Source organism: Arthrobacter sp. ok362, from assembly GCF_900102785.1.
GTDB lineage: Bacteria > Actinomycetota > Actinomycetes > Actinomycetales > Micrococcaceae > Arthrobacter.
In genome coordinates this window covers 310,145-335,199 of record NZ_FNGC01000003.1, presented here as the reverse complement: position 1 = coordinate 335,199, position 25,055 = coordinate 310,145, and the positions used below count along the sequence as shown (strand labels likewise).

Annotated in this window: 25 protein-coding genes; 3 read left to right on the top strand and 22 right to left on the bottom strand. The window is 65.7% G+C overall.

The genetic code is table 11. The features are described from left to right. Positions 1–24: 24 nt before the first annotated feature. Positions 25–822 (bottom strand): alpha/beta hydrolase, encoded by a 798-nt coding sequence (locus tag BLQ10_RS06035; protein ID WP_091559543.1) that lies wholly within the window; start codon positions 820–822, stop codon positions 25–27. Between the two features lie 10 nt (positions 823–832). Beyond that, entirely contained in the window at positions 833–1,204 is a 372-nt protein-coding gene (locus BLQ10_RS06030; RefSeq protein ID WP_091559542.1) for an ATP/GTP-binding protein, read from the bottom strand. Between the two features lie 149 nt (positions 1,205–1,353). Between BLQ10_RS06030 and nucS the strand changes: the two genes are divergently transcribed. Further along, positions 1,354–2,049, top strand: a complete 696-nt coding sequence (gene nucS / locus BLQ10_RS06025) for an endonuclease NucS (RefSeq protein ID WP_091559723.1) — start codon at positions 1,354–1,356, stop codon at positions 2,047–2,049. Between the two features lie 289 nt (positions 2,050–2,338). Continuing rightward, a complete protein-coding gene (locus BLQ10_RS06020) occupies positions 2,339–2,542 on the top strand; it encodes a cold-shock protein (RefSeq protein ID WP_011692441.1) in 204 nt (67 codons plus the stop codon). A 253-nt stretch (positions 2,543–2,795) separates the two neighbouring features. Here BLQ10_RS06020 and BLQ10_RS06015 read toward each other — a convergent pair whose 3' ends face one another. The 14 genes from BLQ10_RS06015 to BLQ10_RS05950 all read right to left on the bottom strand — a co-directional run bounded on the left by BLQ10_RS06015 (position 2,796) and on the right by BLQ10_RS05950 (position 16,567). Next, entirely contained in the window at positions 2,796–5,399 is a 2,604-nt protein-coding gene (locus BLQ10_RS06015) for a DUF2156 domain-containing protein (protein ID WP_254785427.1), read from the bottom strand. 83 nt (positions 5,400–5,482) lie between these two features. Beyond that, on the bottom strand, positions 5,483–6,859 hold the full coding sequence (locus tag BLQ10_RS06010; RefSeq protein ID WP_091559537.1) for an alpha/beta hydrolase: 1,377 nt from the start codon (positions 6,857–6,859) through the stop codon (positions 5,483–5,485). Between the two features lie 5 nt (positions 6,860–6,864). Continuing rightward, entirely contained in the window at positions 6,865–7,296 is a 432-nt protein-coding gene (locus tag BLQ10_RS06005; RefSeq protein ID WP_091559534.1) for a DUF2550 domain-containing protein, read from the bottom strand. A 10-nt stretch (positions 7,297–7,306) separates the two neighbouring features. Further along, positions 7,307–7,591 (bottom strand): F0F1 ATP synthase subunit epsilon, encoded by a 285-nt coding sequence (locus tag BLQ10_RS06000; RefSeq protein ID WP_091559532.1) that lies wholly within the window; start codon positions 7,589–7,591, stop codon positions 7,307–7,309. A 1-nt stretch (position 7,592) separates the two neighbouring features. Then, entirely contained in the window at positions 7,593–9,047 is a 1,455-nt protein-coding gene (atpD, locus tag BLQ10_RS05995; protein WP_091559529.1) for a F0F1 ATP synthase subunit beta, read from the bottom strand. A gap of 83 nt (positions 9,048–9,130) precedes the next feature. Then, positions 9,131–10,024, bottom strand: a complete 894-nt coding sequence (locus tag BLQ10_RS05990) for a F0F1 ATP synthase subunit gamma (protein WP_091559527.1) — start codon at positions 10,022–10,024, stop codon at positions 9,131–9,133. Between the two features lie 76 nt (positions 10,025–10,100). Next, a complete protein-coding gene (gene atpA, locus BLQ10_RS05985) occupies positions 10,101–11,738 on the bottom strand; it encodes a F0F1 ATP synthase subunit alpha (protein ID WP_091559720.1) in 1,638 nt (545 codons plus the stop codon). A gap of 83 nt (positions 11,739–11,821) precedes the next feature. Continuing rightward, the gene (locus BLQ10_RS05980) at positions 11,822–12,649 is read right to left on the bottom strand and encodes a F0F1 ATP synthase subunit delta (protein WP_091559526.1); all 828 of its coding nucleotides are present in this window, start codon (positions 12,647–12,649) and stop codon (positions 11,822–11,824) included. After that, positions 12,649–13,200 (bottom strand): F0F1 ATP synthase subunit B, encoded by a 552-nt coding sequence (locus BLQ10_RS05975; protein ID WP_091559522.1) that lies wholly within the window; start codon positions 13,198–13,200, stop codon positions 12,649–12,651. The genes BLQ10_RS05980 and BLQ10_RS05975 overlap by 1 nt, the downstream gene beginning before the upstream one ends. 48 nt (positions 13,201–13,248) lie before the next feature. After that, positions 13,249–13,467, bottom strand: coding sequence for an ATP synthase F0 subunit C (atpE, locus tag BLQ10_RS05970; protein ID WP_091559519.1), 219 nt, complete (start codon positions 13,465–13,467; stop codon positions 13,249–13,251). Between the two features lie 125 nt (positions 13,468–13,592). Beyond that, positions 13,593–14,393 carry a F0F1 ATP synthase subunit A gene (atpB, locus tag BLQ10_RS05965; RefSeq protein WP_091559517.1) on the bottom strand — a complete coding sequence of 267 codons (801 nt, stop codon included), beginning with the start codon at positions 14,391–14,393 and terminating at the stop codon, positions 13,593–13,595. A gap of 91 nt (positions 14,394–14,484) precedes the next feature. Next, positions 14,485–14,835: a hypothetical protein gene (locus BLQ10_RS05960; protein ID WP_254785410.1), complete on the bottom strand. Its 351-nt coding sequence runs from the start codon at positions 14,833–14,835 to the stop codon at positions 14,485–14,487. Further along, positions 14,828–15,313 (bottom strand): Cg1360 family ATP-synthase-associated protein, encoded by a 486-nt coding sequence (locus BLQ10_RS05955; RefSeq protein WP_091559514.1) that lies wholly within the window; start codon positions 15,311–15,313, stop codon positions 14,828–14,830. Before BLQ10_RS05955 ends, BLQ10_RS05960 begins: the two co-directional genes overlap by 8 nt. A gap of 129 nt (positions 15,314–15,442) precedes the next feature. Next, on the bottom strand, positions 15,443–16,567 hold the full coding sequence (locus tag BLQ10_RS05950; protein ID WP_091559512.1) for an MraY family glycosyltransferase: 1,125 nt from the start codon (positions 16,565–16,567) through the stop codon (positions 15,443–15,445). Positions 16,568–16,872: 305 nt separating this feature from the next. On the opposite strand from BLQ10_RS05950, the gene BLQ10_RS05945 reads away from it, so the two are divergent. Continuing rightward, complete coding sequence (locus tag BLQ10_RS05945) at positions 16,873–17,769, top strand: glycosyltransferase (RefSeq protein WP_091559510.1); 897 nt, start codon at positions 16,873–16,875, stop codon at positions 17,767–17,769. Between the two features lie 33 nt (positions 17,770–17,802). Here the strand turns inward: BLQ10_RS05945 and BLQ10_RS05940 are convergent, their stop codons facing one another. The 6 genes from BLQ10_RS05940 to thrB all read right to left on the bottom strand — a co-directional run bounded on the left by BLQ10_RS05940 (position 17,803) and on the right by thrB (position 25,053). Then, a complete protein-coding gene (locus tag BLQ10_RS05940) occupies positions 17,803–18,570 on the bottom strand; it encodes a WecB/TagA/CpsF family glycosyltransferase (protein WP_091559507.1) in 768 nt (255 codons plus the stop codon). Next, positions 18,567–19,307 carry an L-threonylcarbamoyladenylate synthase gene (locus BLQ10_RS05935; protein WP_091559504.1) on the bottom strand — a complete coding sequence of 247 codons (741 nt, stop codon included), beginning with the start codon at positions 19,305–19,307 and terminating at the stop codon, positions 18,567–18,569. The genes BLQ10_RS05940 and BLQ10_RS05935 overlap by 4 nt, the downstream gene beginning before the upstream one ends. A 15-nt stretch (positions 19,308–19,322) precedes the next feature. After that, positions 19,323–20,270 carry a peptide chain release factor N(5)-glutamine methyltransferase gene (prmC, locus tag BLQ10_RS05930; protein WP_254785409.1) on the bottom strand — a complete coding sequence of 316 codons (948 nt, stop codon included), beginning with the start codon at positions 20,268–20,270 and terminating at the stop codon, positions 19,323–19,325. A gap of 16 nt (positions 20,271–20,286) precedes the next feature. After that, positions 20,287–21,360 (bottom strand): peptide chain release factor 1, encoded by a 1,074-nt coding sequence (gene prfA / locus BLQ10_RS05925; protein ID WP_091559501.1) that lies wholly within the window; start codon positions 21,358–21,360, stop codon positions 20,287–20,289. A 233-nt stretch (positions 21,361–21,593) separates the two neighbouring features. Then, positions 21,594–23,747: a transcription termination factor Rho gene (gene rho / locus BLQ10_RS05920; RefSeq protein ID WP_091559499.1), complete on the bottom strand. Its 2,154-nt coding sequence runs from the start codon at positions 23,745–23,747 to the stop codon at positions 21,594–21,596. 319 nt (positions 23,748–24,066) lie between these two features. Then, a complete protein-coding gene (gene thrB, locus BLQ10_RS05915) occupies positions 24,067–25,053 on the bottom strand; it encodes a homoserine kinase (protein WP_091559496.1) in 987 nt (328 codons plus the stop codon). Positions 25,054–25,055 lie beyond the last annotated feature (2 nt).

Below are 25,055 nucleotides of genomic sequence, written 5' to 3'. Positions count from 1 at the left end.
TTTCCCTTTCCGGGGCGGTGTTGCTCAGGCGTGCGCCGTGGCGACCGGCCCGTCCCATTCCGGCGGAAGCACAGTTCCGGCGCTGCCGGGGATAACCTCGTCCACGATCTCGTTGAGCACCCGTCCGGCGTACTTCTCCCCCACCCACAGGTGCTTGGCGCCGTCGACCCCAATCACCTGCGCCTGCGGTACGAGCGCGAACCTCGTGGCCGCAGCCGCCGGCTGCAGGTAGTCGTCGTGTTCGGGGACCAGCACTTTGAGCGGCTTGCCCGCTTGCGCCCACTCCTTCAGGTGCACGTCCGTGGCCCGGTGCAGCGGAGGCGAGAGCAGGACAGCCCCCTCGATCTCTGAGGCGACGGGCTCAGCGGCGCCGTACATGAGGGCAAGCTCGGTGCCGAAGGACCAGCCCACCAGCCACCGGTTCGGCAGGTCCCGGTCCACGGCGAACTGCACGGCGGCCTCGACGTCCAGACGCTCGCCGATGCCTTCCGCGAACGCTCCCCCGCTGGTCCCCCGCGGCGATGACGTGCCGCGCGTGTTGAAGCGCAGCACGGCGATTCCGGCGAGGGCCGGCAGCCGGTAGGAGGCCTTGCGGTAGACATGCGAATCCATGAAGCCGCCGTGCGTCGGCAGCGGGTGCAGCGTGATGAGTGTTGCCTTGATCTCGCCGGATTCCGGGAGGGCGAGCTCGCCCACCAGCCGGTGTCCGTCCGAGGTGCGGAGTTCGACGTTCTCGCGGTGGGCCGGAAGGACGGTGGACGCGCGGATGGCAGTTGGCGCGGACGGCTGGGTGAAGATGTACGACGCGGGATCAAAGCTCATGCTGACCAGCTTAGCGATACCGATAGCTCCGCGAGGTCCAGCAGTTGGTGTGCCAGTGGCGCCGCTCGGCGAGCCCTGCGGCGGCGCCAAAGAGGTGGTCCTCGGACCACACCACCAGGTGGGCTATCCCCGGCAGCACCGCCGTGGAGCAGCCCGGGCAGATGTACGTCTTCTCCGCACGGCTTGCGGTGATCGAGCGGACCATCCATTCGCCGTCCGGCGCGCTTTCCCGGCGGGCGAAACCTGAGCGGGCGCGCTCCAGATCAAGCTCCGGTGCCGGGCCGTGCTTGGCTCCGGGGGCTTTGCTCTTTCCGGGCGCTGCGCCCTTGCCAGAGCCTGTCTTTGCAGAACCGGCGCGGCGGGGTCGGTTGGAACGGGGCATGCCTCCATTCTGCCCCAGCCCGGCCGCCACGCATTGCGCCACCGCCGGCGCCACCGGTCGAGCCACCGCCCCGCTGCCCCGCTGCCCGCCAGCCCGGCCGCCCCGCTGCCCATCCCGGGGACTCCCGCGCAGACGGTAGAGTGGACCGGGTGCGTTTAGTCATAGCCCGCTGCTCCGTTGATTACGTCGGCCGCCTCAAAGCCCACCTCCCGCTGGCCACCAGGCTGCTGCTGGTCAAGGCCGATGGCTCGGTCCTGGTCCATTCAGACGGCGGATCCTACAAACCCCTGAACTGGATGAGCCCGCCTGCGTCCTTGCGGGTCTCCTCCCCGGATGAGGTCGACGTCGAGGTCGGCGTCGTCGAGCAGTGGACGGTCCAGTCGGCCAAGACCGATGACCGGCTCATTATCAACATCCATGAGCAGCTGCACGACACCTCCCACGAACTGGGCCAGGACCCCGGCCTGATCAAGGACGGCGTCGAGGCGGACCTCCAGCGGCTCCTGGCCGCCCAGATCGAACTGCTCGGCAATGGGTTCTCGCTGATCCGCCGCGAGTATTTCACCGCGATCGGGCCCGTGGACATCCTGGCCCGGGACGCTGACGGCGCCACCGTGGCCATTGAGCTCAAGCGGCGCGGCGACATCGACGGCGTCGAGCAGCTCACCCGGTACCTGGAACTGCTGAACCGGGACCCGCTGCTGGCTCCGGTCCGGGGAATCTTCGCCGCCCAGCAGATCAAGCCGCAGGCCAAGGTCCTCGCGAAGGACCGCGGAATTGACTGCGTGACCCTGGACTACGACGCCATGCGCGGCGTTGACGACAGCGAATCCAGGCTCTTCTAAAGCTTCCTGCGGCAGCCTTTCCGCGGCGGCGATTCGCGTTAAGCGGTTCTTTGCACAAAATTTATGCATTTCTTCCGTTCGCCCGTTGACCTGACGCAAGTGTCATGAAATTCTTATACAAGTCTTTGTGTAGGTGTTATTCATGCTCGCAAGACATGTTGCGAGCGTGAAGCTCCTGCAGCCGCGGTCCGGGAATCCGGATCCGATGCCAAAGGTTCTTCTCGCAGAGTGACCAAGTTCGGTGCGAAGTGCGCCGGACTTATTCAAGATCCACAATGAGGAGAAACAAATGGCACAGGGAACCGTCAAGTGGTTCAACGCAGAAAAGGGCTTCGGCTTCATCACCCCGGATGACTCCGATGGCGATGTCTTCGTTCACTACTCCGAGATCCAGACCGGCGGCTTCAAGACCCTCGACGAGAACCAGCGTGTTCAGTTCGAGATCGGCCAGGGCGCCAAGGGCCCCCAGGCTACCGGCGTAACGCTGGTCTAGTCTCCCGCCTGGAAGTGCTTTAGGGCTTTTCCGGCACCAAGAATGGTCCCCGGCAATTGTGCCGGGGACCATTTTTTTGTGCATTGTTGGGTGCAGTGTTGGGTGCAGTGTTTCGGGTCCGTCCCCTTTTGGGCACACCTTTTTGGTCAAGAGACATTGTTCATCCGAATTGCACGGGCCGCGCGAATGCGTTTGCAGCAGAGCCGGGATCCGCGCCAGGCGCGCCGGGCAATAACCCCCCGCACCCTGCCGGCTAACGCACCAGGGTGCGCAGCAGGCGTGCGCTCTGCCGGACGGACAACCCGGGAAGGTACGCACGGCTCAGGGCCCGGCCCATAGCGGGCAATTGCAAAGGATCCTGGTAGTAGAGGTAAAGCGTGCGGTAGTCCGGTTTAAAGCGCGACTTGAACGTGGCCAGCGAGCGGAAGCCGTAGACAGGTTCCAAGGCCCTGCCCACCACGTCCAGGATCCCCGCCAGCCCCTCCGGCCCGGCATCGCTGCCCCCGGCACCGCTGCCCCCGGCAGCGTCTCCGGAAGCGACTCGGGCAGTGTCTCCGGAAGGCTCTCCGGCAGCGTCCCCTGTTTGGGCATCCCCGGCGTCAACACGACCAGCTGCGTCGTCTCCGGCACGGTCCTTCGCCAGCGGCGAGCCGGAAAGGGAGATCACCTCGACCGTGCGCTTGAGCTCCAGCACTGCGGAGGCAATGAGGAACTCCATGACGCCGGGGAAGGCGTCTCCGCGCCGGCGCATGAAGTCCAGGGTCCAGCTCACCAGCTGTCCGTCCTCGAACACCGGCAGCCAACTCGTGACACCCTGCACCCGTCCGTCGGCGTCCACCGCCAGGCAGCACAGCACCTCGTCGTCGTCGAGCTCGTCGATGCTGCCGAGCGTGAAGCCCATTTCCGGCACGTGCTTTTGCGCCGCCCATTCCTCGGAGACCTCGCTCAGCTGGGCCCGAAGCGGGGCCGGGAATTCGCTGTAGCGCCCCCACACGGCCTGGACACCGGTTTTCGCGGCACGGTTCAAGGCCGTGCGGACGTTCTGCCATTCCTTGCCCTTGAACTCGAGTTCGCGCACGGCGAGCCTGGTTTCCTGGGCCACGGCCACCCGGCGGAACCCGCGGGCGCGGAGCATCGGCCAGAGCCCGGCGGTGCAGGAGTAGAAACACGGGATCAGGGCGTGCTCGGCGCAGTAGCGCATGAAACCCGCCGCGGTCTCCTCATGGACGGCAGCGGGTCCGAAGGGCCCCGCCAGTGTCAGGGCCACGTTGCCGTGCTGCTGATAGGCCACCCCGCCGCGACGGTCCGGCGTGAACCAGTATTTGTTCGGTTCCCAGAGCGCCATCCAGGACAGCGAGTCTCCGCCCCGGCGGATGAGGTCACGGGCAGTGTCCCGGTCCCCGGAGCCGACGTCGGTACTGTTCAGCCCGGTACCATGCAGCCGGCGGCGCAGGACCAGCCAGACCGCCGCCAGTGCCACTCCCCAGAAGATGATGCCGGCATAGGCGAACAGAAAGGACTCGACGGCGTACCGGTTCTGGAAGAGCCGGCTGTAGGCACCGGGAATGGGCAGCGGCAGGTACTGCCGGGCGAGTTCCGCCGCGAGGCCCAGCACTCCCCCGTCGCGGTCCATCCCGCCGGCCGCCAGCCAGGCCACCGCATAGGCGCCGGCGAGCCCCAGCCACGTCCCGCCAACCACAATGCCCAGCATCCGCCGGGCCCGCGGTGCCGTCTCCACCCGGAACTGCCGGCGGTTAAGCCACAGCAGCACAGCGAGCAGCAGCGGAACGGCCACGAGCGGAAGGATGTGGACGAAGCCGGAACCCATCACGGCCGTGTGCGGCCGGTTGGGGTAGTGCGGAATGCGGGCGAACAGGGCGAGGTACACGGCGGCCAGGGCTGTCACGCCCAGCTGGACGATGATGGCGATCCGCAGGGCCAGGCGGCGGCCCTGCCGCATGCCGTCCGCACAGATCAGCAGCAGGACCACCGGGACGACTGCCAGCGCGAGGCCCAGCGGACCGGCGAATCCGGCCCGGCCGGCCTCCATGCAGCTGACGTCAACCGTCCCGCCGCAGTTTTGCTCCAGCTGGCTCAGCGTGGGCAGCGGGTTCAGCACGACGTCGCGCAGCAAGGCCAGGGGCCCGGTGGGGCTGCTGACGGCGGCCGTAAGGATCGGTCCCACCGCGAAGATGGTGACCGTGAGCGCCAGCAGGTTGCGCGTTTCGCGTCCCGTGGAACGGTGGCGGTGCAGCGTCCCCCGGTCGCCCTGGATCCACCAGCCCGCGGCCAGGCCGACGAGGGCACCGGCGAGCCCCACTACCGTCTCCGGATGCCCGACGTAGAGCACCAGCAGCAGGGCCACGGACACGACGGCGGTCCGCAGCCGCCGCTGCCACAGCGTGGGCAGCAGTCCGCTGGCGGCCAGGGCTACGGCCAGGACGGCGGCGTAGGGGCCGATCAGCCGGGCACTGACCATGAGGCCGAGCCAGCCGTCGCCGATATACCGGGCCAACTGGGTGATCAGCAGGAACACGGTCACAGCCGCGAACTGGCCCGCAAAGAAGAACACGGCCGTCCGCCGCGTCCCCAGATGCCGTTCAGCCAGGCCCAGGAGCACGAGGATCATCAGCGATGCGGCGAGGTAGGCCAGCAGATTGGTGGCGAAGAACAGTGAGGTGAACAGGGTCCACCAGTGACCCGCCCTCAGCCCCGGCGCGTTGACGGAGGCGATGGGCAGCAGGGCGCTCGGCGGCCCGGACAGGAAGCTGCCCGTGACGGCACCGACGATCAGGAAGGTCGCGAGGACCGCCAGAGTGAACGGTACGGCACGGAAGTGCGCCAGTGTCCGGCGCATGCCCTGCCGCCAGACGCCCAGCAACGGCGGGCCCCCCGGCCCCGGCCCCGCCGAGGTCCGTGCGCTGCCGGTGTTGGCCTGGCTCATGGGGAGATCCCCCAGCGCCGGGCCAGGAAGTCCAGCCCGCCGGGCAGGCCGTTGGATGCCGTGTCCCAGGAGTGCCCCGCGTGGGCGATCCGGTGTGTTTCGACTGTGAACCCGGCGCGGCGCGCCGCCTCGGAGAGTACGTCCATGTTGCCGATGAATTTCGGGTCACGGTCTCCGGCGGCGAAGTACACACCGTGGCCGTCGAAGTGGTTTTCCGCCATGACGCGGAGCGGGGTCAGCCGGTCGAAGGCCGCAGCGTCGGCGCCGAAGGATGCTTCGATGGTCCTGGCGCGCTCCTTCGCGAGGGCCGGCTCATCCTCGCTGGAGAAGGCCAGCGCCGCGCTGTAAACGTCGGGATGCCTCGTCACCATCTGCATGGCGCACGTGCCGCCGAACGAGAAGCCGCCCGCGGCCCACTTCCGCGGGTTCGGGTCGACATCGAGCGTGCGGTTGATCCAGTCCGGTACGTCGCGCGCCAGGAAAGTGTCCGCCTGGGCAATCCGGCTGTCCTGGCACAGCGTGTTTCCCGACGGCGAGCCATTGGGATCGACCACCACCGCCACGGGCGCCACCCCGGCGTGCTGCGCGGCGAAGCCGTCCAGCCGGCTCTGGAGCGCGCCGCCGGTCAACCAGTCGGCGGGACTGCCCGGCTGGCCGGAAAAGAGGACCAGCACCGGCAGCGCAGGCCGCGGGGAGCTCTGGTAGGCCGGCGGGAGGTAGACGTAGGCGTCCCGGCTCTGGAAGCCGGAGACCGTGCCGGGGATGACCGCCTTGCGGATGACGCCGTCGGGAAGGTCGGCGGGTGCCTGCCAGCGGGCGAGCCCGGTGGCGGCCGGGCCGCCGGCCGCGCGCGTCAGGCCAGCCTCGAGCGGCTGGATCCTGCTCACTGCCGTTCCAGTGAGATCGCCGGCGGTGCGGTTCAGGCCGAAGTAGATGTTGATCTGGACGGCGGAAAGCGCGAGGACGGCCAGGAAGGCGGCCGTGGCTGCAGCGCTTGAGCGCCAACGTTTGGTGCGGCTGCGGCCGCGGCCCCAGAGACCGAACAGACGCATGAGCCACAGGAGCAGGGCGCCGACGGCGGCAAGGGACCAAGCGAGGTTCTCGCCTGGCAGTTCGTCTGGGAGGACCGTGATCGCGTAGATCAGGAACCAGTGCACGGCCGCGACGAGAGCCGCGGCGAGCAGGATCACGGCAGCCACGACGACGGCCGCACTGGCCAGGCCACGCCTGATTTGCCGAAAAGCGGGGTCCCGAAATCCCGTGTGCCGGAGTCCGGCGTGCCAGAGCAGGTACGCCAGGCCCGCCGCACCGGCGGCCCAGGCGAGCCACACCACCGGGCCGTCGACCAGGCGGAGGCCGTCAAGGGAGTCCACCGGGGCTAGCGCCAGGTGCCGACGCCGATGACCGGTCCGGCCTCAAGCCAGGATGACAACCCTGTGTAGGCATCGAAGCGCATCGCGAGAAGGACCTGCTGGCCCTCGTAGCGGAGCTCCACGATTACAGCGTCGGGCTGGACCTTGAGGAGCTCGGATTCGGTAGGCTTGCGCCGGCCAAGCAGCTCCAGCGAGCTGCGCCGGAAGGTGTGTTTGGGACGGACACTGAGTGAGACGAGGCGGAACCACTCGAGGTCGTTGTCCTGATAACGACAAACCCCCATCTGCCAGCTTTTTCCAGCCGTGCAGATGGAGGCGTCCACCGTGCCGAGGGCGCGCCGCAGGTTGAAGCGGCGCACCCCCATGAGGCACAGTGCAAATACCAGCAACGCAAACGCAGTTGCCAGGACGATGAACGGCAAACCAATACTGTTCATCAAGGTCGTGCTAGCGGATCCCCGCAGTGGCCGCTTCGCCCATTTGGGCGTTGTCAGCAACAATGACCACCCTGTTGTTGTCAACGGAGAAGAATCCCCCGTCGACGGCTACAGCGATGCGGTCACCGGATACCGGCTCGATTGCCAGCTCACCTTCGGCCAGGATCGCCAGCAGGGGCGAGTGGCCGGGCAGGATTCCGATTTCACCATCGCTGGTGCGGGCCTTGACCATCTTGGCCGCTCCGGACCACACGAAGTGATCCGCTGCGACAATCTCAACCTCAAGCTCAGCCATATTACTTGGTCTGTTCCTGGATCTTGGCCCACTGGCGCTCGACGTCGTCCAGGCCGCCGACGTTGAAGAACGCCTGCTCTGCAACGTGGTCAAGGTCGCCGTCGCAGATCGCGGTGAAGCCTTCAACAGTGTCCTTGATGGAGACGGTGGAGCCCTCGACGCCGGTGAACTGCTTGGCGGTGTAGGTGTTCTGCGAGAGGAACTGCTGGATGCGGCGTGCACGCGACACGACGATCTTGTCTTCTTCAGAGAGCTCGTCAACGCCGAGGATGGCGATGATGTCCTGAAGTTCCTTGTTCTTCTGCAGGATCTGCTTGACGCGGACGGCCGTGTTGTAGTGGGCCTGTCCGATGTACTGCGGATCCAGGATGCGTGAGGTCGACGTCAGCGGGTCAACGGCCGGGTACAGACCACGTGATGCGATTTCACGGGAAAGTTCCGTGGTCGCGTCGAGGTGTGCGAAGGTCGTGGCCGGAGCCGGGTCGGTGTAGTCATCTGCGGGAACGTAGATGGCCTGCATCGAGGTGATGGAGTGGCCCTTGGTGGACGTGATGCGCTCCTGGAGGAGACCCATCTCGTCAGCCAGGTTGGGCTGGTAGCCCACAGCCGAGGGCATGCGGCCGAGGAGGGTGGAAACCTCGGAGCCTGCCTGGGTGAAGCGGAAGATGTTGTCGATGAAGAGCAGCACGTCCTGGTTCTGCACATCGCGGAAGTACTCCGCCATGGTCAGGGCCGAAAGGGCCACGCGCAGACGCGTTCCCGGCGGCTCATCCATCTGGCCGAAGACAAGGGCGGTGTCCTTGAGGACGCCGGCCTCTTCCATTTCGACCCAGAGGTCGTTGCCTTCACGGGTACGCTCGCCGACACCGGCGAATACCGAGGTGCCACCGAAGTTGCGGGCAACACGGGTGATCATTTCCTGGATCAGCACGGTCTTGCCGACGCCGGCACCACCGAACAGACCGATCTTGCCACCCTTGATGTACGGGGTGAGGAGGTCGATCACCTTGATGCCGGTCTCCAGCATCTCGGTAGAGCCTTCCAGGGTCGCGAAGGCGGGAGCCTTGCGGTGGATCGGCCAGTAGTCGGTAGCCTGGATCTCGGACTCTTCAACGTCCAGCGGCTTGCCGAGCACGTTGAAGATGTGACCCTTGACGCCGTCGCCCACGGGCACGGAGATCGGGCCGCCGGAGTCCACAACGTTGGTACCGCGGACAAGTCCGTCGGTGGCCTGGAGGGAGATGGCGCGGATGAGGTTGTCACCCAGGTGCAGGGCAACCTCAAACGTGACGGTTCGGGTCTCACCGTTGAGAGTGATCTCGGTGGTGAGTGCGTTGTAAATCGAGGGGATTGCGTCAGCCGGGAATTCGACGTCGACAACCGGGCCAATAACACGTGCAATACGGCCGGTAGCACCGGACGTTGCGGCTACGTGTTCGGTAGCAGTGGCAGTCATCTCTCTCACTTCACTCAGTAGATGGCGTGGGGTTAAGTTTATTCTTTTTGGTGCAGGTACAGCTGGATCCGGGCTCGTGCTGGCTAGGACGCGGACAACGCGTCGGCACCGGCAACGATTTCGGAAAGCTCCTGCGTAATTTCAGCCTGGCGGGCAGTGTTGCGCAGACGCGTGTACTTCTTGATGAGATCCGTCGCGTTGTCGCCGGCGGACTTCATCGCGCGCTGGCGGGCTGCGAGCTCGGAAGCTGCTGCCTGCAACATTGCGGCGAAGATACGTGACTCGATGTAGCGCGGCAGCAGGGCATCGAGAACCTGCTCCGTTTCCGGCTCGAATTCGTAGAGGGGAAGCAGGTCCGATTCGGACGCGGCTTTCTCTTCGACAACCTCGAGCGGCAGCAGACGAACGACCGTCGGCTCCTGGGTCACCATCGACTTGAAGCGGGTGTACACGACGTGGATTTCGTCGACGCCGCCCTCTTCGTAGGCGGTAGCGAAATCAGCCAGCAATGCTTCGCTGACTTCCCGCGCGGTCGCAAACTCCGGCGCGTCCGTGTTGCCGGTCCATACGCGATCGTATTCACGGTTCCGGAAGTCGAAGTACGCCTGCGCCTTGCGGCCAACCAGGAACGTCTTGACTTCCTTGCCTTCCGCGTGGAGCAGCTCATTGAGGCCTTCGGCCTGCTTGAGGATGCTCGCCGAGTAAGACCCCGCGAGGCCACGGTCCGACGTGATGACCAGGACGGCGGCCCGGCGGATCTGCGCCGGCTCGGTCACCAGCGGGTGGTCAATTTCGCTCTGGCTTGCGACAGCAGAAACGGCACGCGTGATCGCGTTCGCGTAAGGCAGTGAAGCTGCTACGCGTGCGCGGGCCTTGCCGATGCGCGAGGTAGCGATCAGTTCCATCGCCTTGAAGATCTTGCGCATCGACGTCGTCGAGCTGATCTTCTGGCGGTAGACCCGGATCTGGGCTCCCATACTTATCCTTTCCTAAGATCCCGATGGCCGGGACTGCCGGAACCTGTGCGGGTCCCGGCAGTCCCTGCCAGCGAAACTAGCGCTTCTGCTTGACGATTTTTTCCTGGTCGACCTGATCCTCGCCGATGGCGTCGTGCTCCTCGTGCCCCGCACCGACCAGGAGGTTGTCTCCCTCGCCGAAGAAGCCCTTCTTGAAGTCCACGATTGCGGTCTTCAGTGCTTCAGCGGTGTCATCGTCCATGACGTTGGTCTGGGCCAGCGTCGTCAGGATGGAGGACTTGTGCTTGAGGTGCTCCAGGAACTCGGTCTCGAAGCGGTTGATGTCTTCAACCGGAACGTTGTCGAGGTAGCCGTTGGTGCCGGCCCAGATGGAGACGACCTGGTTCTCGATCGGGAACGGCGAGTACTGGCCCTGCTTGAGCAGTTCCATCAGGCGTGCACCGCGGGTCAGCTGCTGGCGCGATGCTGCGTCGAGGTCCGAGGCAAACATGGCGAAGGCCTGCATGTCGCGGTACTGGGCCAGTTCCAGTTTCAAGGTACCGGAGACCTTCTTCATGGACTTGACCTGGGCGGCGCCACCGACGCGGGAGACGGACACGCCGACGTCCACAGCGGGACGCTGGTTGGCGTTGAAGAGGTCCGACTGCAGGAAGATCTGGCCATCGGTAATGGAGATCACGTTGGTCGGGATGTAGGCGGAAACGTCGTTCGCCTTGGTCTCGATCAGCGGCAGGCCGGTCATCGAGCCTGCACCGAGCTCGTCGGAGAGCTTGGCACAACGCTCCAGCAGACGGGAGTGCAGGTAGAAGACGTCCCCCGGGTAAGCTTCGCGTCCCGGCGGGCGGCGGAGCAGCAGGGACACTGCACGGTAGGCCTCAGCCTGCTTGGACAGGTCATCGAACACGATGAGGACGTGCTTGCCGCCGTACATCCAGTGCTGGCCGATGGCCGAACCGGCGTACGGTGCCAGGTACTTGAAGCCTGCGGGGTCGGACGCGGGGGAAGCCACGATCGTGGTGTATTCCAGTGCGCCGTTGTCCTCCAGGGTCTGGCGGACGGCCGCGATCGTGGACGCCTTCTGGCCGATGGCGACGTAGATGCAGCGAACCTGCTTGGTGACATCGCCGGAAGCCCAGTTGGCCCTCTGGTTGATGATCGTGTCGATCGCGATCGCCGACTTGCCGGTCTGGCGGTCACCGATGATCAGCTGACGCTGGCCGCGGCCAATCGGGATCATCGCGTCGATGGCCTTCAGGCCAGTCTGCATCGGCTCGTGGACCGACTTACGCTGGGTTACGCCGGGCGCCTGGAGTTCCAGGGCACGGGTGGCCTCGGCCTTGATCTCGCCGAGGTCGTCGATGGGCTGGCCCAGCGGGTCAACCACACGGCCGAGGAAGGCATCGCCAACCGGCACGGACAGAACCTGCCCGGTCCGGTGGACTTCCTGGCCTTCTTCGATTCCGGTGAAGTCACCGAGGATGATGACACCGATCTCGCGGACGTCAAGGTTCTGGGCCAGGCCCAGAGTGCCGTCTTCGAAGCGAAGCAGCTCGTTCGCCATGACCGAGGGAAGGCCCTCAACACGGGCGATGCCGTCACCTGCGGTTGTTACACGGCCGACCTCTACGCGCTCAGCGTTTCCGGGTTCGTAGGACGCCGCGAACTCGTTCAACGCATTACGGACGTCGTCGGCGTTGATGGTCAATTCGGCCATCTGCAGTCCCTGCTCTCCTGTTTTCGTGATCATCGTTGCTCACGATGACCGGGGTTTCTTGTCGTTAGGTTGTGCTTGTCCGGCTAGCCGGCAAGCTGACGGTGGAGTTCACCCAGACGGGTCAGGACGGAAGCGTCAACCACTTCATCCCCAACCTGGATCCGGATTCCACCGATCAGTGCCGGGTCAACGTTCATGTTGATCTTGAGCTCGCGCCCGTAGAGGGCGTTGAGGCCCGCCTGCAGGCGGCTGGTCTGGGCCTCCGTCAGCGGACGGGTGACACTGACCGTTGCAATCCAGCGCTGCTGGCGTTTGGCGGCAAGCTCGGCGAAACGGCCAACGAGCTTGGTGACCTTGAGCCCGCGCGGAGCCGTGACGGCCTGTCCGATCAGGACTTTCGCTTCCTCGCTCGCACCGGGTACGAGCTTCTCGGCGAGGGACACCTTGGCGGCCGGGCTGGCCTGCGGCTCGGACAGAGCACGCTGGACCTCGTGGCTGGACTCAACGACCTGGTTGAAGGAGAACAGATCGTTCTCCAGCGCTTCCAGTCCGGTGAGCCCGGAGGCGGAGACGGCCGACTTGTTCTCGGCAACAGCGATGACCACCGAAGCGGCAAGAGTCTCGAGTGCATCGCCGACATCCCGTGCCGATGCCCAGCGGGAGCTGGCCAGTCCGGCGGTGATCTCAACAGCGTCAGCGGATACTTTTCCGCTGAAGAGCTGCTTCACCAGCGCCGACTTTTCGTCACCGTTGCGGGACGGGTCAGTCAGGGCGCGGCGCAAACCGGCCGAGCTGTCCACCGTGCCCAGGATTCCGAAGAGTTCCGTTGCCAACTGCAGCGACGCGGAGGGAAGCTTGGCTTCCAGGGCCGCCAGCGCAGCGGCCAGCGATTCGCTCGATACACCTGCCATTACTTAGCTACACCCGCGTTCTGGTTCTCCAGATCTGCCAGGAAGCGGTCCACCACTCGGGCTGACCGTGCATCGTCGCTCAGTGCCTCGCCGACGATGCGGCTCGCCAGCGTCGTGGCCAGCGTGCCGACCTCCGTGCGGAGCGACACAACGGCCGCCTGGCGCTCGGATTCGATCTGCGCGTGGGCCTGTGCGGAGATGCGGGCAGACTCGGAAGCCGCCTTCTCCTTCAGTTCTGCAAGGATCTGGGCACCTTCGGCGCGTGCTTCCTCGCGGATGCGGTTGCCTTCGGCGCGGGCATCCGTGAGCTGCTGCTTGTACTCTTCGAGTGCTGCGGAGGCCTCGGCCTGGGCCTTTTCGGCCTTGGCGATACCACCTTCGATGGCCTCGGCCCGCTCTGCGTAGGTCTTCTCAAACATCGGGACAACGTACTTGACCACGATGTACATGAGGACAGCAAAGCCGGCGAAGACGACAAGCATCTCCCAAGGATTGGGAACGAGGGGGTTAGTACCGCCTTCGGTGGCGGCTGAGATGATCGCTTGATTCATATTTCACCCGTCCTTATCTACTCGGTTCTGGATGTTCGGTTGTTCTGTTTACTTGAGAACGAACGCGAAGACCAGGCCCAGGATGGCGAGGGCTTCAGTCAGCGCGAGGCCGAGGAATGCGATCGGCTGCAGGACGCGCTGGGCTTCCGGCTGACGTGCAACACCGTTGATGTAAGCGGCGAACACGAGACCAACACCGATACCACCGCCGATGGCGGAGAGGCCGTAGCCGACGAGGTTGATGGAGCCGTTGATGGAGCCTTCCATTTTTCTTCCTTTCAAGATGCCACCCATGTGGCAGGTTGTTTGGGTTGCTTCATCCCCGTGAGGGGAAGACTATGTTGTGCCTGCTGGCGCTGCCCCGGAAGGCGCTGCGCCTGTTGGCGTTTCGCCTAGTGACTGTCGGCGTGCAGCGCGCCTTCGATGTAGATCGCGGTCAGCAGCGTGAAGACGTAGGCCTGCAGCACCATGATCAGCGCTTCGAGCATGTACATGGCGATCGCGCCGCCAAGGACGAGTACGGACGCGCCCTTGAGGAGGACGTTTTCCTGCATCACGAGGTATTCGATGCCCGCACCCGAGATCATCACGATCAAGTGGCCGGCCAGCATGGTGGCGAACAGACGGAGGCTGTGCGTGACCGGGCGGACCAAGAAGTTGGAGATGATTTCGATCGGGACGACAATCGGGAGGATGTAGAACGGCACGCCTGTGGGAACCGTTGCCAGCTTGAAGTACTTCAGGCCGTTCCTCTTGATGCCAATGCCGATCCAGGTGACGTACACGATCAACGCGAGCACGTAGGCCCCGCCGACGTGCGAGAAGGTCGGAAGCTGGATCAGCGGGATTGCACCGTAGATGTTGTTCACGAGGATGAAGAAGAACAGGGTGAACAGCAGCGGGACATACTTCATGAAGTCCCGGCCGCCGATGATGTCCTTGGCGATGCCGTTGCGGACGAAGCTGTAGGCAGCCTCGCCTGCGAACTGCAGTTTGCCGGGAACGAGCTGCTGCTTCCGCGCAGCGATCACAAAAAATGTACCGATAATGACAACCGACAGGATTACCAGCAGCATCTGCTTGGAAAATCCATCGGCTGCACCCCAGGGGATGATAGCCGGCAGGTGAAGTTCTTCAATTCCAGGAGGCGTGAAGGTTCCTGAATCTTGGGCCGGGAGCGCAAGCGCGATCAACGCGTTTCCTCTCTGCTGTGTCCATCATTGGGCGTTGGGCGGGGACCGGCGACATAGGTGCCCGCCTCTCCCCCTGTGAAATTATTTGGCATTACTGTTCCTCGTCCTGGGACGGGCCACGTGCAGCATTGCCGTCACCAGCTGAAGTTCTGTTACTGGTGAGGCCGTGCATATGAGAAAGATAGAACCCGCCCGCAGCTCCAAGCAGGGCGCCTGCGAGCACAATCCAGCGGGTTCCCCACAGATTATCCAGTCCCCACCCTATCAAACTCCAGACGATGATTCCGCCAACAATGTAGCTGAAGACGGCGATTCCGGCGTTGTATCCGCCGTCGCTGCCATCCGTCGATACACCGGGGGCACCGGCTGTAGTTTTGGGTGTTTTGGCTGGCTTGTTATTTGGACGGGTAAGTGGCCTGCGGCCAGTTTTGCGGCTAAACATCGGTGCCGTCTTTTCCGGTTTCGGGATCGTTGTAAATCTGGAGCCTCGCCTTGCTGAAACCGTAGATTTCTGCGGCCTGCCAAAACACCACGGTCACGACGGCGCCGATCAGGAACCAGCGCCCGTGCAGCCAGGCCGGAGCGCCGATGACGAAGAGGACCACGGCAAAGCCGACAACCTTGACGAAGTATGTCGCGACGAACAGTCCGATCGCTCCGGAGGGGTTGTTGCGGCCGACGAAGTGGCCCACCGCCAGGCTGATGGCGAAGAACGCCATCACCAGCGCTCCCCCGAAGAGCGCGGACCAGAACCCCACGGCGCCGTTGACGACGAAGGCAGCGACGCCGGTCAGCACCAAGGCGGCGGCGGAGGCTGCGGAGCTCATGGCCAGCAGTCTGAGCCACAGCGATTTTGTGGGGCCAGAGACGCCAACGGGTCCGTTGCCGGGAGCGGGTCCCGGTTCGGCGTTGGAGGTCATGAGATCCCAATCGTCGCTGGCGTGATGCTGGTCAAGGTGGGCGGCGAAGTGCCGCCCCTGAATTCTACATTAGATAGAAATTATCCGGTAAAGCGCGTCGGAGCAGGTTCCTCCGGCATGCCGGGCAGGCTACTCGGGGGTCCTGGCCAGCTGTCTCGGCCCCCGCTGGCGCAGGTACGGCCAGGCAGTCACCACGGCCATGATTGCCGCGGCGGCCAGATCGGCGGCGAGGACTATATGCCAGGGGAAGATCGCGAAGGCGAGGCCGCCGAAGGCAAGGATGCAGGTCCACAGGTACATCAGCACGACGGCGCCGCGGTGCGAGTATCCGATGTCCAGGAGTTTGTGGTGCAGGTGTCCGCGGTCCGCCGACCACGGCGAACGGCCCAGCGCGGTCCGCCGCACAACCGCCAGGCACAGGTCCAGCAGCGGCAGGAACAGTACTGCGAACGGCAACAGGATAGGGATAACGGTGGGAATGCCGTTGGCCCGGTCGTAGAGACCGGAGCTGATTTGGCCGGTGGAAACGACGCCGGCCGAGGCCATCAGCAGGCCGATCAGCATGGCCCCGGAATCGCCCATGAAGATCTTCGAGGGAAACCAGTTGTGCGGCAGGAAGCCGACGCAGCTGCCGACCACGATGGCGGTCAGGAGGGTGGCCAGGTCCGAGCGATCCAGCAGGACGGCCGTCCTGTGGACCCAGTAGGCCGTGAGGAAGAACGCCGCTCCCCCGATGATCGCCACGCCCGCGGCGAGGCCGTCCAGTCCGTCAATGAAGTTGAAGGCGTTCATCGTGGTCACGATCAGTCCGGCGGTCAGCACGATGCTTACGGCCTCATTCTGAATCACGATCGGCTCCGGGATGAACGGGATAACCGTCATCCGGACACCCCAAGTGGCCACGACCAGTGCTGCGGCGCTTTGGCCGATCAGCTTGACCCACCACCGAAGATCCAGCAGATCGTCCGCCACACCGACAAGCACGATCACGGAGGCCCCGGCCAGGATTCCCCACGGCGCCGTGTTGTTCCGGAAGATGTCCATGACGAAAAATGAGTTGCTTGCCATGACCAAAGCCACCAGGACCCCCGCGAAGATGCCCAGGCCGCCGAGCCGGGAGATCGGGGTGGAGTGCATGTCGCGGCTGCGGATCGGAGAATACAACTCCAGCTTGTTGCCCACAAGCCGGGCACCCCAGGTCGCCGCGTAGGTCACGATCGCTGCCGTCAGCATCATGAGCAGGTACATGATCACGGGAAGACCACCAACCAAGTACCGTCAGTGCCGTCAGCGCAGGCACCACACGCCAGCACGGTCCGCAGCGGCGGACGCACCGGTGAGCTGCGGAAATGGGGTGGATTCAATTGCCGTGGAACTGTCTTTCGAAAAATGAAACTTCTCCGTCGCCGTGCTCAGGGCAGGCAGTGCGTAGTGCCTGACAGGGCTGTATTACAGTGGACTCTAGTCAAGATACTAATGCCAACGGCCACCTGTCTTCGCGTCACACGGCCCTCCGCCGGCGGGAAAACCACTGACGGTCGTGCTGAAAGGACCCCGCGATGACCCCCTCGGTTGCAGTCGCTGCCGTGACGTTTAACCGTCCCAGGGAGCTGGCAGTCCTGATGGACGCCATCAACAACCAGACCGCTCCGGTACGGTCCATTTGCCTCGTCGACAGCGGAACCGTGCCATCGAAGGACGTTGCCGGGCGGCACGCCAACGTGGACTACATCCGGTCCGAGGCCAACCTTGGCGGCGCCGGCGGATTCTCGCTGGCCATCCTCAAGGCCGTGGCCAGCGGGGCTGACTGGATCTGGATGATGGACGACGACGCCGAGCCGGCAGACCCCGACTGCCTTGCCACGCTGCTCCGCGAGGCGCAGGAACGCGGCCTGGACGCCGTGGTCCCGCTCGTGCTGGCCCCCGGCCACCCCGACCAGCTGTCCTTTTTCTTCCGGCTCAACGGCAAGGTCACACATGAGCGTGCGGAGGTGGAAAAGGTCGGGTTCCTGCCCGACAACGGACACTTCTTCAACGGCGCCCTGATCCGCTCCGATGTCTTCTTCAAAGTCGGCCTGCCGGACATGCGCCTGTTCATCCGCGGCGACGAAGTGGACTTCACGCTGAGGCTCAGGAAGGCCGGGATCCGTTTCGGCACGGTCACCACCGCTGCCATCACGCACCCGCACGCCTTCGCCGAAACCAAGCACGTCTTCGGTGCGCGGTGGCACGTGATTGTTCCGGATTCCGCCTTCAAGCGCTACTTTTACTACCGGAACCGCGGCTACATGATCCGCCGGCATTTCCGGGTCAAGTCCTTCATCGCGGATGTGGGCGGCTACCTCGGCTACTTCCTGCGCAGCGGCGACTTCCGCGGGCTCGCTGACTGGTTCCGCGCCTTTTCCGCCGGGCTCCGCGGCAAGGGCTTCGGTCCGCTGGAGAACCAGAAGTTCTGACCGTCCGCGTCCCAGGCTCTAGGGTTAACGCCCCTAGGGCTGCCGGCGCAGCCGTCTGCGGAGCAGCAGGCCGAGCAGCACCCAAGGCTCCCCGAACACCCGGTAGGCCACCCGCTGCGGGTGGAGCATGAGCCGCCAGGCCCATTCGAGCCCGAGCCGCCCGATCCAGCGCGGCGCCAACTTCTGCACACCGGCAATCTGCTCGATGGCGCCGCCGACGGCGCAGTAGATGGCCGGCGGGAGCACGGCAAGCCGGCGCACCAGGACCTGTTCCTGCAGCGGCATCCCGAGGCCCAGGAGCACAAGCTGCGGGCGCAGCCGGTTAAGCCATTCGACCGCGGTTTCCTCAACGTCCTCGTTCCAGCCTTCGCCGGGCATGCCGTCGACCCGCGCCCCGGGGACGATCTCCCGCAGCCTGGCCACGGCGCCGGCGTTGGCCACGGCGCCTGCGCCGATGACCGCAATACGCTTCAGGCCCGCAACGTTGCCCAGTGCGGGAATCCAGTCGGTCGACCCCAGCCGGTAGTCCATCACAGGTCTCCGGCCGTCATCCTCTTCGCCGGTCTTGGCCCAGAGCCAGAGCACCGGCGCGCCGTCGATCAGCACCACGTCGCTGCGCTCGTAGAACGACCGGAAGGCCGGATCGGAGTGCAGCAGCGTCACGCTATGCAGGTTGTGCCCCACCATGATCCGGGTCCGGCCCTCGGCCACGTAGGTGCTGAGGACCGCGGTCAGCTCGGACACCGTCATGGGGGTCGCATCGACATCGAGGAAGGGGACGTGCTGGCGCTCCAGCGTCATGCGGTGCCGGGCTCAGGCGCGTCGCCCTCAGGCGCGGCGTCGCCGTCCGGAGCAGTGTCCACAGCATCGGGGGCGTTGCCGTCGACGTCCAGCAGCCCGGGAACCACGCCGCGCAGGCGTTCGAGGCTGATGGCCCCCTGTCGGACTACGCGCAACGGCAGGGCCGTCGCGTCGACGATGGTCGAGGCGAGAGCCTCGGCACCCTCGGCGGGCCGGGGTCCGCCCTCAAGGTAGACCTCCACGGATTCCGCCAGCTGGGCCTCGGCGTCCGCGGCGGTCTGCGCCGCTGCGTGCCCGGTGCGGTTCGCGGAGGAGACAGCAAGGGGCCCGGTGAGCGTCAGCAGGTCCTGGGCGATCTCGTCGGCCGGGATCCGCAGGGCCACAGTCCCTCTGGTCTCACCGAGGTCCCAGTCCAGTGACGGCTGGGCATGCAGGATCAGGGTCAGGCCGCCGGGCCAGAACGCCTCGGCCAGCCGCCGTGCCTCGGCCGGAACATCGGTGGCGAGGCCGTCGAGGGCATTCAGCCTGGGGATCAGCACGGGCGGGGGCATCTTCCGGCTCCGGCCCTTGGACGCGAGCAGCAGGGTCACGGCGAGAGGTGAAAAGGCGTCGGCGGCAATGCCGTAGACCGTGTCCGTGGGGAAGACCACGCACTTGCTCTCCCGGATGGCCCGTTGGGCGTGTTCAAGTCCCGCGGCGCGCTGCTCTGCTGCCGTGCAATCGTAGCTAGTCGTCACTGGCCTATTCTTTCATCACTTGTGGCACGATTTTTTCGAAGGCTTCAGGTCTGGCGGTGTCAGCCTGACAGTCTCTGTCCTGACCTTGTCAGGATCAGACGGTGTCAGGACGGCGCTGGTGGCACGGTCCTTGCCGTTGAGGTCGCGGTGCGTTCTCACCTCGGAGAACACCCCCGTGCGGTTAAGCATCGCGGCGATCCATTCCGACTGGACTTCGGCGTGCTCCATCACGAAGTAGCCGCCAGGGACCAGCAGGCGGGCAGCCGAGGCAGCCGCCGCCGTCGGAAGTTCCATCCCGTCCGCTCCCCCGCCGTAGAGCGCCTCGGGCGGGTCGTGCAGCGCCACTTCGGGTTCGTTCGGGATCGCTTCGGCCGGAATGTAGGGCGGGTTGGAGACGACGACGTCGAAGGTGCCGTTGTGTTCGCCCAGCGCGTCGCGCAGATCGCCGCGGATGAGGTGGACGCCCAGGGGAGCCAAGTTTTTCGCAGCCCAGGCGTGCGCAAATTCGCTGTACTCCACCGCATGGACTTCCGCACCGGGAACCTCATGCGCGATCGATCCTGCGATCGCGCCGGATCCGGTGCCCAGGTCCACCACTTTGGGGTGCGCCAACCCGTCCCTGCCCTTGAGCCAGTCCAGCACCAGCTGCACCACGGATTCGGTTTCCGGCCGCGGGATGAACACGCCGGGACCGACGGCAAGTTCCAGGTAGCGGAAGTGCGCAACACCCGTGATGTGCTGCAGCGGGATCCGCTGCGCCCGCTCGGCAACGAGGTCGGCATAGCCCGCCGGCGCCGGCGAGTCGCCGAGCATCAGCGCGCGCAGCCGGCCGAGCCCGACGCCGAGCAGGTGCTCGGCCAGGAGCTCGGCGTCCACGCGCGGGCTGGGCACGCCGGCCGCCGCGAGAACCGCCGTCGCCTCGCTGACGGCCTCCGCGAGGCTCGGACCATCGCCTGCTGACATCACAACTGCCCCGCGCCTATTCGCCGATGGCGTCGAGCCGGGACTGCTCGTCCAATTCGATGGCTGACTGGATCACCGGTTCCAGGTCGCCGTTCATGACCTGGTCCAGGTTGTAGGCCTTGTAACCGGTGCGGTGGTCCGCGATCCGGTTTTCCGGGTAGTTGTACGTGCGGATGCGCTCGGAGCGGTCCATGGTGCGGATCTGCGACTTGCGCTGCGCCGAGTTTTCGGCGTCGATCAGCTCCTGCTGGTGTGCCAGGATGCGGGCACGCAGCACGCGCATGCCGGCCTCACGGTTCTGCAACTGCGACTTCTCGTTCTGCATGGCGACGACGATTCCCGTGGGAAGGTGGGTGATGCGCACAGCGGAGTCGGTGGTGTTGACCGACTGCCCGCCGGGGCCCGAGGAGCGGTAGACGTCGATCTTGAGATCGTTCTGGTTGATCTCCAGCTCCTCGGGCTCGTCCACCTCAGGCAGCACCAGCACGCCGGCGGCCGAAGTGTGGATGCGGCCCTGGGATTCGGTGACGGGGACACGTTGCACCCGGTGCACGCCGCCCTCGAACTTGAGGCGCGCGAACACGCCCTCGGCGGGATCGTTCGAGTTGCCCTTGACGGCCATCTGGACGTCCTTGTAACCGCCGAGGTCCGATTCGGTGGCGGAGATGATCTCGGTCTTCCAGCCTCGGGTTTCCGCGTAGCGGCTGTACATCCGCAGGAGGTCCGCGGCGAACAGGGCCGCCTCGTCGCCGCCTTCGCCGCCCTTGACCTCAAGGATCACATTGCGGGCATCGTCCGGGTCGCGCGGGATCAGCAGCCGGCGCAGCTTGGCCGCCGCCGTCTCCAGCGCGGCCGCCAGCTCGGGTACCTCCGCCGCGAACTCGGGGTCCTCGTCCGCCATTTCCTTGGCAGCCGCCAGGTCATCGCGGATGCTTTCCCAGCGGTGGTAGGCCTCCACAATGCCGTTCAGCTGAGCAGAACGCCGCCCCAGCTTCCGGGCCAGCCGCTGGTCAGCGTAGACAGCAGGATCCCCCAGCTGGGCCTGGATAGAGTCGTGCTCATCCAACAGACCCTGTACGGACTCAAACATTTTCAAACCTCTTTCGACTTGAAACCAAGTCTAGTTACGACAACAAAAACTGGACCGCGGCTGGCGACTTAACGACGAAGCCGCACGGATTTTCCGCCCCGGGAGTGGCTTCGGGCCTGCCGACGCCGGGTGGCTTGCGATCGTAGATCGTAAGCCACCCGGCGGAGGGGCGGGGGCGGAAAATCCGTGCGGCGTTAGCGCGCGGGACCGCCAGAATCTAGCGGTTGGAGCAGCTATTTGTCGTTATCGGACTTCGCACCAAGCGTCGTCTTCTGCACCTGCATGAGGAACTCGACGTTGCTCTGGGTCTCCCGGATCTTGTTGGTCAGCAGCTCAAGGCTCTGCTGCGTTTCGAGTCCGGACAGGACGCGGCGCAGCTTCCACATGATCTTGACTTCCTCGGGGGAAAGCAGGTTTTCCTCACGGCGGGTACCGGACGCGTTGACGTCCACGGCCGGGAAGATGCGCTTGTCCGCGAGCTGGCGGGACAGGCGCAGTTCCATGTTGCCGGTGCCCTTGAACTCTTCGAAGATGACCTCGTCCATTTTGGAACCGGTCTCGACGAGCGCGGTGGCCAGGATGGTCAGCGAGCCGCCGTTTTCGATGTTGCGGGCTGCACCGAAGAAGCGCTTCGGCGGGTACAGCGCGGCAGAGTCCACACCACCGGACAGGATGCGGCCGGAAGCCGGTGCTGCCAGGTTGTAGGCACGGCCCAGGCGGGTCATGGAGTCCAGGAGCACCACGACGTCCATGCCCATCTCCACGAGGCGCTTGGCGCGTTCGATGGAGAGCTCGGCCACGGTGGTGTGGTCGTCGGCGGGACGGTCGAAGGTGGAGGCAATGACCTCACCCTTGACGGTGCGCTGCATGTCCGTGACTTCTTCGGGACGTTCGTCAACAAGCACCATCATGAGGTGGACCTCAGGATTGTTGGTGGTGATGGCGTTGGCGATGGACTGCAGGATGAGCGTCTTGCCGGCCTTCGGCGGCGAAACGATCAGGCCGCGCTGGCCCTTGCCGATCGGGGCCACGAGGTCGATCACGCGGGGGCCGATCTTCTTCGGGTCCGTCTCGAGGCGCAGGCGCTCGGAGGGGTACAGCGGGACGAGCTTCGCGAACTCGACGCGGTCCTTGAGTTCTTCCGGCGTCTTGCCGTTCACCGAGGTGACGCGGACCAGGGCGTTGAACTTCTGGCGGGCGGACTGCTGGCTGCGGTCCTCGCCGTCGCGGGGTGCACGGATGGCACCGACGCAGGCGTCGCCCTTGCGCAGGTTGTACTTCTTGACCTGGGCGAGCGAGACGTAGACGTCGTTCGGGCCCGGCAGGTAGCCGGAGGTGCGGATGAACGCGTAGTTCTCGAGCACGTCGAGGATACCGGCGACCGGCAGGAGGACATCGTCCTCGGTGACCTCGACGTCGTCGACGTCCGGTCCCTGCTGACGCCCGCGGCGGCGGTCGTTGCGGTCGCGGAAGCGGTCGTTGCGCGAGGAGTTGTCGCGGCTGTCCTGCTGGCCTTGGCGGTCACCGCGGTCGTTGCGGTCACGACGGTTGCGGCGGTTCCGGCGGCTTCCGCCGTCTGAATCGTCACTGTCGCGGTTGTTGTCGCGGGTGTTCTCGCGGCTGCCGGCGGTTTCGTCGCGGCCGCCGCGGGTGCGGGTGTCGCGGCGCTGGCCGTCTTCGCTGCCCTGCTCGCCCTGGCGCTGCTCACGCTGTTCAGCGCGCTGTTCACGCTGTTCAGTGCGCTGTTCACGCTGCTCGGCGGCGGGCTGTTCAGCCTGGGCCTCGGCGTTCTGGCCAGCGCCCTCGGGGGCCTGGGCTGCGGCTTCGCCGCGGCGGCGGTTGCGGGTGCGCGGCTGCCGCGTGCGGTCGCCGGATTCCGTGCCGGAAACGGCAGCGCCGGACTCCGCAGCGGCGGATTCCCGGGCGCCGGAGTCGGTGGAAACCGCGGGGGCTTCAACCGCGGCGGCGGGTGCTTCAGCGGCGCCCGACGTGACCACGCCGTCGCTGCCTGCGCGGCGGCTGCGGCCGCGGCGGGCGCGGGGGCTTTCCTGGACGGCGTTTTCCCTTGCCAGGGACTCGTCGTCGGCGGCGGGCGCGGCTGCCGGGGCGGCCGCGCGGGAACGGGAAACAGTGCCGTGGTCGCTCGCCTTCTCGGCAGCGCGGGCCGGAGCCTTGCTTACCGGGGTGCCTGCGCGGTGGGCGGAAATGGCTGTGACCAGATCGCCCTTGCGCATGCGGGAACCGCCGGAGATGCCCAGCTGACTGGCGAGGGCCTGGAGCTGGGCGAGCTTGAGGCCTGCAAGGCCGCTGCTCTTGGCGGGTGCTGCCGTTGATTCGGCAGCAGAAGATGTATCCACAGCCGGAGACAGCTCAGTGGTTTCGGTCACGAAGGATCCTTCCCCCTCGACGGCGTCCAGGCTAAGAGCTGGACGCGGTGATTTGATCTGGGCTGCAGTTCAGATCTGCAGCCGGGATTTCGGCCTTGCCGGTTGGATTTCGGCCAGCAGGGCCGGATACTGCTTCACCATGCACGATCCGAGAATTGAGGAACGGCGGGCTGAGTTTCAGGGGGCAGAACAATTCTGCTGATTCCTGCGTCAGACCGAAAGCAGGTGGCACCGGAAAATATTGCGCAGGGAAAGATGAGAGAGGCTACGTGGCCAACATCGCGGTCCTAGAACGGTTACTGACTGACCGCCTGCGTATTTACCGCCGGTGCACTTCCACTTTAGCACCTTCAACGTCCACGGCCAGCTTCATCACACGCCAGCCTACTTCCGGCGTGTTGCCCGCGGTGTGGGCGCCGATGAAGTCCACCACCTCACGGGCTTCCGCTTCTCCGTTGGCCAGGACCAGCACGGTGGGTCCGGCGCCGGATACGACGGCGGCGTGCCCTGCCCGGCGCAGCGCGCCGATCAGCTCGGCGCTGGGCCGCATGGCCTGGGCGCGGTAGCTCTGGTGCAGGTAGTCCTCGGTGCCGGGCAGCAGGAACTCCGGGCTGTTGGTCAGGGCATGGATCAGCAAGGCGGCGCGGCCGGAGTTCATGGCCGCGGCATGGTGGCCCACCGAGGCCGGCAAGAGTGCCCGGGCGGCCTCGGTGGAGAGCTCGTAGTCCGGCACGGCCACAACCGGGATCACCGAGGCGGCCACGGACGCGCACGTGCTGCTGTACTGGTCACTGTCCTGCCATGACAGCGCCAGTCCGCCGAAAATGGCGGGTGCCACGTTGTCCGGGTGGCCTTCCATTTCGCTCGTGAGCTGCAGGATCCAGTCCCGGCCCCGCCGGGAGGCTTCCGGGACCAAGGCATTCGCGGCGCTGACGGCCGCCACCACGGCCGAGGCCGAGGAACCCAGGCCCCGCCCGTGCGGGTTGACGTTGTCCGCCGTGATCCGCAGGCCTGCGTGCCGGAATCCGAGGCGGTGCAGTGCCTCGGTGAGGGCCTTGACCACCAGGTGGGTCGCATCGCGGGGCAGGGACTCGGCGCCCTCGCCACTGAGCTCGAATTCAAGTTCACCGCTGGCCAGGGTTTCGACGGTGAGCGTGTCGTGCAGCGTGAGCGCCAGGCCGAGGCTGTCGTACCCGGGGCCCAGGTTGGCGCTGGTGGCCGGCACGCGCACGGTGACCAGCTGGCCCGCCGGAACGGCCGGCGAGCCGGCAGCTGATTCGGCCGGGACGGTGAGGGTTGTTTCCAACG